This window comes from Hymenobacter seoulensis, from assembly GCF_054780535.1.
Window position 1 is genome coordinate 1478067 of sequence record NZ_BAAGWD010000001.1, and the last position, 12052, is coordinate 1490118.

At 59.6% G+C, this 12052-nt stretch carries 7 protein-coding genes; 4 read left to right on the forward strand and 3 right to left on the reverse strand.

All coding sequences use genetic code 11. From position 1 onward, the window contains the following. Nucleotides 1–126: 126 nt before the first annotated feature. Nucleotides 127–3657: a reprolysin-like metallopeptidase gene (locus ACYVHC_RS06340; protein WP_460612824.1), complete on the forward strand. Its 3531-nt coding sequence runs from the start codon at nucleotides 127–129 to the stop codon at nucleotides 3655–3657. A gap of 97 nt (nucleotides 3658–3754) precedes the next feature. On the opposite strand, the gene ACYVHC_RS06345 is transcribed toward ACYVHC_RS06340, so the two are convergent. The 3 genes from ACYVHC_RS06345 to ACYVHC_RS06355 form a co-directional block, all read right to left on the reverse strand. Then, a complete protein-coding gene (locus ACYVHC_RS06345; protein ID WP_460612825.1) occupies nucleotides 3755–5863 on the reverse strand; it encodes a ComEA family DNA-binding protein in 2109 nt (702 codons plus the stop codon). Next, nucleotides 5860–6762, reverse strand: a complete 903-nt coding sequence (locus ACYVHC_RS06350; protein ID WP_460612826.1) for a PorV/PorQ family protein — start codon at nucleotides 6760–6762, stop codon at nucleotides 5860–5862. Before ACYVHC_RS06350 ends, ACYVHC_RS06345 begins: the two co-directional genes overlap by 4 nt. A 309-nt stretch (nucleotides 6763–7071) precedes the next feature. Next, entirely contained in the window at nucleotides 7072–9378 is a 2307-nt protein-coding gene (locus ACYVHC_RS06355; protein WP_460612827.1) for a S46 family peptidase, read from the reverse strand. A 135-nt stretch (nucleotides 9379–9513) separates the two neighbouring features. Between ACYVHC_RS06355 and yidD the strand changes: the two genes are divergently transcribed. The 3 genes from yidD (at nucleotide 9514) to fbaA (ending at nucleotide 12029) form a co-directional block, all read left to right on the forward strand. After that, nucleotides 9514–9735: a membrane protein insertion efficiency factor YidD gene (yidD, locus tag ACYVHC_RS06360; RefSeq protein WP_460612828.1), complete on the forward strand. Its 222-nt coding sequence runs from the start codon at nucleotides 9514–9516 to the stop codon at nucleotides 9733–9735. Between the two features lie 129 nt (nucleotides 9736–9864). Next, on the forward strand, nucleotides 9865–10773 hold the full coding sequence (locus ACYVHC_RS06365) for a hypothetical protein (protein ID WP_460612829.1): 909 nt from the start codon (nucleotides 9865–9867) through the stop codon (nucleotides 10771–10773). A gap of 167 nt (nucleotides 10774–10940) precedes the next feature. After that, nucleotides 10941–12029 (forward strand): class II fructose-bisphosphate aldolase, encoded by a 1089-nt coding sequence (gene fbaA / locus ACYVHC_RS06370; protein ID WP_460613135.1) that lies wholly within the window; start codon nucleotides 10941–10943, stop codon nucleotides 12027–12029. Nucleotides 12030–12052 lie beyond the last annotated feature (23 nt).

The window sequence follows — 12052 nt, forward strand, 5'->3', positions numbered from 1 at the left end:
CGCCCGAAGCTAAAACCTTACATTAGAGCAGCTTTTTGCTGCTACTATTCGCTTGATTTTTCTGCCTCTATGCCAATAACTCCTACTCTTAGCCGATGGGCCTGGCAGCCATTCCTGACCGGATGCGTGCTGTTAGCTAGTTGGATAGCCTTTCTTCCGACAGCCAGCGCCCAACGGGTACTATGGGCTGATGCGCCCCAGCTACCCGCGGCGGCCCGGCAGGCAGTTCAGCCGTTGTCTCACTTCCGCTCCGTTACCTTTCAGCTTACTACCCTGCAGGCGGCCCTCAACCCGGCCCCTACTGAGCGCACGGTGGCGGCCCGCAACTCCCCTACGGTTATTTCCCTGCCCCTACCCGATGGCACTTCGCAACGGTTTCGGGTGGTGCAGACACCGGTGATGGCGCCGGAGCTGGCCGCCAAATTTCCTAGCATTCATACCTACGCGGCCCAGGGCATTGATGACCCGGCGGCAACTGCCCGCCTCGATATCAGCCCTGATGGGTTTCATGCCATGATTATGGCGCCCGACAAAACGGTTTTCATTGACCCGGCCGTACGCGGCCAGAACGTGCACCTGGTTTTTGAGCGGCGCGCCATGAACCGGGGTGCGTTTCCGTTTGTGTGCGAAACATCCGCTGCTGAGGAAATCGGCGTGGCTGCCCCGCTGGCAAAGGCGGCCCGGCAGGCCGTAGCCAATGGCGGTACGCTGCACACCTTTCGGTTAGCGCTGGCCTGCACCGCCGAATACACGGCATTTCATGGCGGAACCGTGGCAGGCGCAATGGCGGGCATGGTAGCGTCCATCAACCGCATCAATGGCATTTATGAGCGCGAGTTGGCCGTACGGCTGGTGCTGGTGGGCAACAACGACACGTTGATTTTCCTCGACCCCGATACCGACCCGTACACGAACAACAGCGGCTCGGCCATGCTCAACCAAAACCAAACTACGGTGGATGAGCGCATTGGCAACAACAACTACGATATCGGTCACGTGTTCAGCACCGGCGGCGGCGGCATTGCCCAGAAGCCCTCGGTGTGCGTATCGGGTAAGGCGCGCGGCGTTACCGGCTCTCCCTCGCCCATTAATGATGCCTTCGATGTAGACTACGTAGCGCACGAAATGGGCCATCAGTTTGGCGCCGACCACACCTTTAACAGCCAGACCGGAAACTGCGGGGGTGGCAACCGCTCGAACACGGCGGCGTATGAGCCCGGCTCCGGCAGCACGATTATGGCCTACGCGGGCATTTGCGGCGCCGATGATATTCAGCCAACCTCCGACCCGTATTTTCACTCATACAGCATCGACCAGATTGTAGCGCACATCAATGGCGCTGGCAATTGCGGGGTTAAAACATCCACCGGCAACACCCCACCCGTGGTGAATGCGGGCCGCAACTACGCTGTTCCGGTAGGCACGCCGTTCACCCTGACGGGCTCGGCTACCGATGCCGATGGGGATGCGCTGACCTACTCGTGGGAAGAATTCAACCTGGGTCCAGCCGGCGTACCCAACGCGCCCTCCGGCGACGCACCCATTTTCCGGGCATTCATTCCGATTTCAACCCCAACGCGCACTTTTCCTCGCCTTTCAGATATCATCAACAATACCCAAACCCGGGGCGAGCTGCTGCCTAGCTATGGGCGCCGCTTGATTTTCCGGTTGGTCGCCCGCGACAACCGCACCGGTGGTGGCGGCACCAACTACGACTCCATGAGCGTGGCCGTGATTGGGACAGCTGGGCCCTTTGTAGTTACGGCTCCTAACACCGGCACCACGTGGCTGGTGGGGGCTCCGCAGCAGGTAACCTGGAACGTGGCCAACACCAACCAAGCGCCCATCAGCGCGGCCAACGTTGATATTCTGCTCTCAACCAACGGCGGCCTTACCTACCCTACCACGCTGCTGGCCAACACCCCCAACGACGGCTGCGAAACCGTGACGCTACCTGCCAGCGTAACGGCAACCGGCACGGCGCGCATCAGGGTGCAGGCCAGTGGCGGCATTTTCTTCGACATCTCAAATCAGAATTTCACGGTTCAGACATCCACTACTCCCACCTTCTTTTTGCAGGGCGCAGGCTGCGGGGTGGTACCGCTTTCTTTTTGCCCGGGAACATCCAGCACCCGCACTATTGCGGTGGGGAAACTACAGGACTTCAGCGGCGCCGTTGACCTAGCCGCTACCAACCTGCCCGTCGGCGTAACCGTGAGTTTTGCCAGCGCCACGGTGCAAGCCGGGGCAAGCACCACGGCAACCTTCAGCGCTACCAGCACTGCAGCGGCAGGTACGTATATCATTCGGCTGACGGGCACTAGCGGCGGCGTTGTCAGGGTGCTGGATATCCCCCTGACGGTGCTACCGGCCGCTACCCAAGCCGCCACCATTACAGCTCCTGCCGCGGGCGGCACTACTACCCTGCGGCCTCGATTTACGTGGGGTGCCGTTCCGAACGCTACCGCATACGAGGTGCAGGTAGCTACCAATGCCGCCTTCACGAATGTAGTGCTGACCCAAACGGGTATCACGGGCACCAGTTTTACCTATCCGACGGCGCTGCAACCCACTACTACGTACTATGTGCGCGTACGCGCCCTCAGCCCCTGCACTACCGCTCCTTACTCGGCGGTGGTAGCCTTTACCACGGGCACCCAGAATTGCCTGAGCGTGGCAGCCACGCAGGTTCCGCGCACCATTTCCACGGCGGCTGCCTCCACGGCTAACTCGTCTATCCGGATAGATAATACCGAGCGGGTGTCGGCCATCCGGGTCCGGAACGTGGCCATTACGCACCCCAATGTAGGCGAGCTGGAAATAGCCCTGACCAGCCCCGCTGGCCGGCGGGTAGTGCTGTTCTCGCGCGCTTGCCCGGGCACGGCTAATCTCAGCCTGACTTTTGATGAAGCCGCAGCCGCAGCCATAGCCTGCCCCCTTGCCAGTGGGGCAACCGTGCGTCCCGCCAACTCCTTTTCTGACCTGCTGAACGAGCCAGCCACCGGCGACTGGACGCTGAGCGTAACGGACAACACCGCTGGCAACGGAGGTACCCTTACGGGTTGGACCCTAGAGGTGTGCACGGTAGGCGAGCTGCCAGCAGCCCCCACCTCCCTGGCCACCCTCACGCCTACCCTTACCAACAACGTAGCCAGCATTGATATGCTGTGGCTGGATAAGTCTGGCAATGAAACGGGCTTCGAGGTGGAGCGGGCCCGTAATGGCGGCGCCTTTGCCCGTATTGCTACCGTACCGGCCAACATCACGGCCTATACTGACCAGGTAAGCACCAATGGCACGTATTGCTACCGCGTGCGCGCCGTAAATGCCACCGGCAACTCGGCGTATTCCAACGAAAGCTGCCAGACCATTTCCACAATTACGGGCGTTATCAGCGCCCTGGTGGTAGATGGGCTTGACGTATATCCGAACCCTAGTACGGGCCTGTATACCATCAGCCTGGCCAATGCCCAGCGCGGCCCGGTAGCACTGCGGGTAACTGATGCGTTAGGCCGGCAGGTAGCCGCGCAAACTCTCACGAAGGGCACCGCCACGTTGCAGTATTCTCTGGACTTGCGTCACCTCAGCACGGGGCTTTACCACCTGCATCTCGACTTACCCGAGGGCGCGGCCGTAGTACAGTTGCTGAAGCAATAAGCCCTAGTCTTTTTACCAAACCAGCAAAGCGGCTCCGGTAGTATCCGGAGCCGCTTTGCTGGTTTTCAGGACCTAGTGTTTTTGCCGCGGGCGGTGCCTAAAACCGGTAACGGAGCTGGGATTTTATCTCGGACCGCCGCGCGCCCTGAATTTCATCTAGCCCAGAGCCGACCGTGTTTTGATGGCGGTAGTGCGTATCGGCGTAGCGCAGCCACAGTGTGAGGTGGCGGTTTATATCAACCTGCGCCAGAACATAGGTGCGGGTACCCTGGCCTGAGAGAACCGGAATGGAAAAAGCGTAGAGTACATCCTGCTCAAAAACATACTGGCGCGTATCGTAATCATCGGTATCGAAGAGGGCGTAGCGGGCCGATAGGCGCAGCCGACGCGCCGGATGCAAGGTTATATCTTGGGCCAATACGTAGCCGTGGCGGGCCGGGCCTTCGTCTTCACGATACTCAGTGCCCTGCAGGCGGGTGCGCAGGCTGAGGATGGGCAGCGGGCTGGAATCATAGAAGAGCAGCAAACTTTGGCGGCGCGTGGGCACCAGCAGCGGCGCTGGCCGTAGCGTGTCGGCATCATAGGCTTTGGTGCGCTGGCGCAACTGCAGGTAAAGCAGGTTGGTTTTACTAGGGGTAAACGCCACCCGAACCAGCCAGTCGTGGCCCGTACTGGGCGCCCCGGCTTGGTAGCGCAGCCACGGAAACCGAAACCGGTCGTAGTACGCCGAGACTTCCCACCGCGCCACCGGCCGCAACTTCAGCCCCAGGTATAAGCCGCTTTCATTGATGTTACGCGAGTTTTCGCTGAGGGCGTTACCATAGAGGGTATGGAAATCGGGCGTGTAGTGGCGGTAAAGCACCGCGGCATCAACGGCAGGAGCCAGGCTAGCCAGCAGTCCGTTTACCGTGCCCAGACCGCCACTGCTGCTGCGGGCCGTTTCGCCGAACAGCAGCAGGTTGCGCCACACATAGCTGTAGTTGGCCCCGAGCGCTAGGGTACGCTGGCCCCGCAACTCATAGGCATTGTATGGCTCGTCGCGGCGCTGCAGGGGCTTGTTGAAGTGCGTCCCGATGGCGGTAAGGCCGGCTTGCAGGTCGCCGCTGCGGCTGGCGTAGCTGAGGTTGCCGCCGCCCACGGTTTCGCGTAGTACCTGCCGGTTCGCTAGCTCGGTGGGCGTGCGGTGGAAGCCTGTGAGCAGCAGCCCGGAGGAGAATTCGCTGAAATCGGCCAACGAATCTTGGGCCTGCTGCACAGAGGCATCAATGCGCTTGCGCGAGACGAACGCCGTGGCGCGTACCGTGGACGAAAGCGCTACCGTAGCCGCCGCCCCGCGAAAAAACGTATTCTCCAGCACCGAGGAGTAGGGACGCACGCCTACCGAGCTCCGGCGCAGGGTTGTAATCGTTTCGGCCCCCTTACCCACCGAAAGCCCCGATGAAAGCAGCAACCCTTGCCCGAACTGAAGTTGGTAGTCGCCGAGGGCCAGCGTTTTCAGGCGGCCCCGCTCCTGCAGTACCAGGTGGGCCGAGTGGAAATCGGCGCCGTACCGGCGGGTAGCGGGGTCCCAGGCGAGCTGCTCGCCGGCATCTTTTTCGGTCGTAAATCCTAGGCTAAAGTCTTTGCTATGGCTCACGCGGTAGCGCACCAACAGTTTATCGGGGGAGCCGAGGTAGCGGGTGGCAGGCAGGCCTCCGCGCACGGTATCGGGGCTGTCGTATCCTTTTCGGCTTTGCAGCGTGCGCTCGTAGCGCAGAAACAGGGCATTGTTATCCTCATGAAGCACGCGCTGCCAGAGTGGCCCCCGGCTGGCCTGCATATTCGTGTTCACGACCGTAATGAAAGGAGCTGCCCGGTAGATGGTTCGTAGGTCCAGACCATCTACGCTTTGCAGCTCATACAGGCTCAGGAAAGCGCCGTTGCGCTGGCGGTGCTCTAGCAGATTCGTTATCTGGGTTTCAGAGAAAAGCAGCAAGCCTCGCAGCTCTTCGCGGGTTGCCGTGTTAAGGTTAAGTGGCGTCTGGTAGTACTGCAGCAGTGTTTCGTAGAGGTCCTCGTAGGGCGTTTCATCGTTCTCGATTTCGGCGAAAAGCTCCTGGGTAAGGCGGTCGAGGTCGGGGACGGCGGGGCGCTGGAAGTCCTGGGCTCCGGCGGTACGGGTTAGCAGCAGGAAGGCCACTAGCCCCTTGGAAAGCCGGAACCTCATGGCTGCTTGGGTTCATGCTGCCACGCTACACTTACTTGCTGGCTGAGCCCTAGCGCTTCGTGCCAGCCGGCGGCGTAGTCAATCCGAAACTGCCCAGCCTGAAAACCAGCCCCGCCCGTCAGCTGCCCCGTCAGCGAAGACAGGCCGGCGCGCAACGCTAGTACGGGCACCGGCACATACTCCAGACCCGCTTTAAAGTCGGCGTCCTGCTCCACGTCTTTCTCCGTTTCGGCCAGCAGCAGTACTTTCTCAGAGGCTCGCCACGCTAGTCCGGCCCGCAGCACAGTTGGTACTCGCTCATCCTGGTAAGACGCCAGACGGGCTTGGTTAAGGTTATAGAGGGTAGCGCCAAAGGTGAGCTTGCGCGGAATGATATCGGCCTGCCCGCCCAGCGAGGCAGCTACCACGCGCCGGCTGCCTAGCCCCTCGAAGCTGGTTTGCAGCACCTCTACTCGCGCGCCTACCCGCACGGTGCCTAATCGGTAGCCATAGCCCAGGCCCAGGCGCTGTTCGGAGTACAGTTTGCCGCCAAAGCGTTGCGCCGTAAAGCCTAGCACGCCGTAGCGCGGAGCCGTAGCGGCCGCTATGGCCTCCGGAATTCCGGCTACCGGAGCAGTTGCGGCATTTCGAGGACCTAGGGGCATAGCCGCCACCACCGCTACAGTGTTCAGGGCCGGAAGCAGGTACCGGTTTTCGGCCCCTACCCCGACGGTTAGGAGCCTTAGGCTACCTAGGGCAGCAGCATTGCCAGCGCCGGCCCACCCATCCTCTTCCAGTACGGTTCCTATTTGCCCCAGCCCGGCCGCCCGGGCACCCCATACACCCGGCCCGTTGCCTTGGGCCTGCGCACCACACCATATTCCACTAAGCACTAAAAATGTTAGATATAACTTCCTCATACACTGACGTAAACAGCCGAACACCAACCAAGCAGGACGATAGAAAAGCAGCTTACTAGCACGCCAGCCACCTTTCCGGAGAAAAACTACGCAGCTACCCAGGGCTTGTTATGTGGAGCTTTACCTCAGGTTGGGGCCGTTGCTACCCCTACTGTTCAGCTAAACCGCCGCACGGTTGAGGTAGTGGCGCGACCTCTGCCTCTATGAGTTTTACTTTCAGTAGCAGCTGCCTCAAGCTTGCTATAGAAACACAAAAAAGCCCCGGCACCATGTGGTACCGGGGCTTTGAGGTTGGGCTGGGCCTAGTGATTACAACACGGCCGCGTCCTTTTCCTTTTTGCGCTTGATTTTGGTTTTGCCGCCTTTGTCGGTTTTCACCTTCATCTTTTCCACGTCGCTCATGTCAGGTGCAGCGGAAGTGGCCGTAGCAGCACCAACGCCGGGGTTGGGACCGTTGTTTACTACCGTCATTTCATCTACCAAGTGCTTGGCACCGCCCAGCTTCTCAATGCACCAAAGCACATAGCGAATATCGGCGTTGATGCAGCGCTTCAGCTCGGGGTCGTAGGCCAGGTCGCCGGTCATGGCTTCCCAGTTGCCATCAAAGGCCAAGCCGATCAGCTCGCCGCGGCCATTGATAACGGGCGAGCCGGAGTTGCCACCCGTAATGTCGTTGTCGGTGATGAAGGCCACGGGCAGGTTGCCTTGCTTATCCGCGAAACGGCCATAATCTTTCATTTTCAGCAGTTCTAACTCTTTCTGGGGCACCATAAACTCGGGGTTGCTGGCATCTTCCTTCTCCAAGATGCCCTGCGCCGTGGTTTTGTAGTCGTAAGACACGGCGTCGCGGCCTTTGTAGGGGCGTACCGAGCCGTAGCTCAGGCGAATGGTCGAGTTAGCATCGGGTGAGTACACCTTGGTGCTGTTTTTCTCGCGCAAGGCGGCTACGTACTGGCGGTTGGCCCGGCCCAGTCCGGCCTGCAAGCCTTGCAGCTTGGGCACAATGTTCTGCACATAGTTGGTGTACACCGACTGGTAGGTTTTGTAGGCCGGATCGGCTTCCAGTTTTGCTAGGGTCGGGTTGGCCAGGAAGGCATTCACCTTGGCTTCCGAGGTCAGGAAGGAGTTGGCAAACACATAATCGGCGTACTTCTGCATCGAGCCGCCGTACTGCTTCTGCACCGTCTGAAACACGTCGGGCTGCTGAGCTTTGGGCACATCCTGCATGTAGAGGCTCATGAGGGCGGCAAACACCTTCTTGTCGGTGGGGGCGCTGTAGTCCTTGAAGTACTCCGCTACGGGCTCCTTCAGGTCGGCTACGGCTTTGCTGATGGCAACCTTGTCAGTAGGCGTTGCTTTTAGGGTGCTGGCCAGGGGCATCATGCGGGCCGCCAGCGTAATAATCTCGGTACCAAAGGCACCTTCATTCACATACTGCGTGCTTAGGTTGTATTCCCGCATGCCCGCATACGCCTGGTTGATGGTGTTCAGGGCCTCGCCGTACTGCTGCTGGCGTGCGGGGTCCTGGGCAATCCACTGGGCCAGGGCTGCTTCTTCGGCTTTTTTGGCGTCCACGGTTTTCAGGCGCTTCATTCCCTCATTCTGGCCGATAAAGTACTTCCAGTAGTTGGCAATGTTGGCGTATTTCGAGGCGTATTTCAGCCGCAGCGCCGCGTTCTGGTCCATGTCTTCCTTCCACAGCTTCAGGCGGGTATCGCGGAGCTTAATGCGGGCCGGGTTGGTTTGGTCGAGGGTGAGCTGCAAGCCGGCGGCGGGCAAAAAGCGCTGTGTGCGGCCCGGAAAGCCGAACACCATCGCAAAATCGCCTTCGTTTACGCCTTGTAGGCTTACGGGCAGGTGCTTTTTGGGCACGTAGGGCACGTTGCCTTCCTGCGGGCCCGCGGTGGGCTTGTTGTCTTTATCAGCATACACCCGGAACATGGAGAAGTCGCCGGTGTGGCGTGGCCACATCCAGTTGTCGGTGTCGCCGCCGAACTTGCCTACGGCTTCCGGCGGGGCGCCTACCAGGCGTACATCGCCAAAGCGCTGATAAATGAAGAGGTAGTACTCATTGCCGCCGAACATGTCGCGCACGTAGGCTACGTACTGGCCGTTTTCCTTGGCGGCTTCGGCTAGCTCGCGCTGGCGCTTTTGCACGGTAGCCATGCGCTCCTGCTCAGGAGTAGCCGCCGTGAGGCCTTCCAGCACTTTGCCGGTTACGTCTTCCATGCGCACCAGAATATCCACGAACAGGCCGGGGTTCTGCTTTTCCTCGGCCCTAGTAGCGGCATAGAAACCGTTTTGCAGGATGTTGTTCTGGGGCGTACTGTGGCTCTGGATGGCGTCGTAGCCGCAGTGATGGTTAGTCAGGAGCAAGCCCTGGCTGCTCACAAACTCGCCGGTGCAAAAGCCGCCAAGCTGCACCACCGCATCTTTCAGCGAGGCATTGTTCACATCGTAGATTTCTTCCGCCGTGAGCTTGAGGCCTTTCTTCTGCATGTCGGCCTGGTTGAGGCGCTTCACGAAGAGGGGCAGCCACATGCCTTCATCGGCGTGGGCCGCCAGGGGCAGCAGCAGCGTCAGGAGCAGGGCTTTCGCCCAATGGTTGGTACGCATGGGTGGAATAGTAGAGTAAGGGAAAGGAATGATACCGGCCAGGCCGGCGGCCGAATTTACGAAATGCTGCGAAGGGCAACGTCGCGCTAATCATCTGCCGCAATCATTCGGTGGGGTTTGTGGTTCTTTGCAGATATGTCGTACCTAGTCCGTCAGTTGGTATTGGGGTTGCTGTGGGTGTACCGCTACCTGATTTCGCCCCTGAAACCGGCTACTTGCCGCTATACCCCCACCTGCTCGGCCTACGCTGTGGAGGCAGTAACCAAGTACGGCCCGTGGCGCGGGGGGCGGCTGGCGTTGCGGCGCATCAGCCGCTGCCACCCTTGGGGCGGGCACGGCTACGACCCAGTGCCCTAAGAGCCCACCCCGCCTAGGCCCGGCAGAAGGTCAAACCTCACCCTTTCACTCTTTCCTCGTATAAGCGGTTGTGTTGCTGTTGTAGCGCGTAGCTGCAGCAGCATTTTTTTCAGTTTGCTCCACCTCTTTATGCGCACTTTATTTTCTGCCGCCGCTGTGGCGGCCTTTCTGCTCAGCAGCTGTTCCGAAGCTCAAACCAAAAACGCGGCCGACGAGCCGATGGGGGGCGAAGTAGGCGAGAAGTCAGGTGGAAAATCGGGCAAGAAGAAGGGTAAGAAAGGAAAAGGCGTGGCAGATATCGCCAACCTTACTCGCTTAGGCAATATGGATGGCGTGCCCGAAAGCTCGGGGCTGGCCCTGGCCGGCGCTCCCAACACCTTTTACACCCACGGCGACGAAGGCGCGCGCCCCATTCTCTTTAAGATTAATGCCCAGGGCCGCACGCTCAGCGAGCTGCCCGTTCCGGTGGAAGGCGACGACTGGGAAAGTATTGCGCGCGACCCGCAGGGCAACCTCTATATCGGCGACGTGGGTAACAACAATAACAACCGCCGCGACCTAGTTATCTATCGCCTCAACCCTAGTAACCCCAAGCAAGTCCAGGAAATCAAGCTAAAGTACCCCGATCAGCAGGATTTTCCGCCGGCTAAAGCCGACCAGAACTTCGACTGTGAGGCTACCCTCTGGCACGCTGGCAACATCTATCTGTTTACCAAAGACCGGGGCCAGGGCCAGACCAGCAAAGTGTATTCCGTGCCCGATCAGCCGGGCTTCTACACGGCAAAAGCCGTTACCAAGCTAGCCATTCCGGGTGAAGTAACGGATGCTGCCCTTAGCCCGAACGGTAAGCGGTTGGTGCTTTTAGCCCGCCAGGAAATGTTTGTGCTGGAAGGCGGCAGCTTTGAAGAACTGCTGAAGGCAACGCCCCAGCGGATTTCGCTGAAAGGTGCCGGCCAGACCGAAGGCGCCGTGTTCACCGACGACGGCACTCTTTATATTAGCAGCGAACAGGGGGCTTTGTATAAATACGCGTTTTAGGGCCAGAATGCTCACGTTTCGGGGCCTATCCAGGGCGGCTTGCAGCAGAAGGTTTTCTTCTGTTGGAGGTTAGGCTGTGGATGGGCCCTATTCTTTCCTTAAGTTTGGCTTTAGATACCAAAACCCGGCGCGGCCTTTCCCTAGCCTGCGTCACCATCATCCAACCAATGGCTGAACAAACCACCCTCACCGGCCTGCGCGCCGGCGTGCTGCACGGCGACGAAGTGCAGCAGCTCTTCGAACACGCCAAAGCCAATGGCTACGCGCTGCCCGCCGTGAACGTAACGGGCACCGACACGGTAAACGCCGTGCTGGAAGCCGCCCGAGACCTAAACTCGCCGGTTATTATTCAGTTTTCTAATGGTGGCGCCCAGTTCTTCGCGGGCAAAGGCTTGCCCAACGATAAGCAGCAGGCCAGCATTGCCGGCGGCATCTCGGGCGCGCAGCACGTGCACCTGATGGCCGAAGCCTATGGTGTACCCGTGATTCTGCACACCGACCACGCGGCTAAAAAGCTGCTGCCCTGGATTGATGGCTTGCTGGAAGCCGGCGAAAAGCACTTCGCGCAGTACGGCCAACCCCTGTTCAGCTCGCACATGCTCGACCTCTCGGAAGAGCCGATTGAGGAGAACATTGAAGTGTGCAAAGAGTACCTGGAGCGCATGGCCAAAATGGGCATGACCCTGGAAATTGAGCTAGGCGTAACCGGCGGCGAGGAAGACGGCGTGGACAACTCCGACGTGGACTCCAGCAAGCTCTACACCCAGCCTTCAGAAGTGGCCTACGCCTACGAGGAGCTGAGCAAAATTAGCCCGCGCTTTACTATTGCGGCGGCGTTCGGCAACGTGCACGGTGTGTACAAGCCCGGCAACGTGAAGCTGCAGCCCGTTATCCTGAAAAACTCGCAGGAGTTTGTGAAGGAGAAGTACAACCTGCAGGACGAGCGACCCATCAACTTCGTGTTCCACGGTGGCTCGGGCTCGTCGCAGGAGGAAATCCGCGAGGCTATCAGCTACGGCGCCATCAAGATGAACATCGACACAGACCTGCAGTGGGCGTTCTGGGATGGTATCAAAAACTACTATCAGAAGAACGAAGGCTTCCTGCAAAGCCAGATTGGTAACCCCACCGGCGAAGACTCACCGAATAAGAAATACTACGACCCGCGCGTATGGCTGCGGGAAGGCGAAAAAACCTTCGTTACGCGCCTGAAGTCGGCTTTCGAAGACCTGAACGCCGTGAATCGTCGCCCCTAGTTTACTAGGTAGCCACTTAAGCA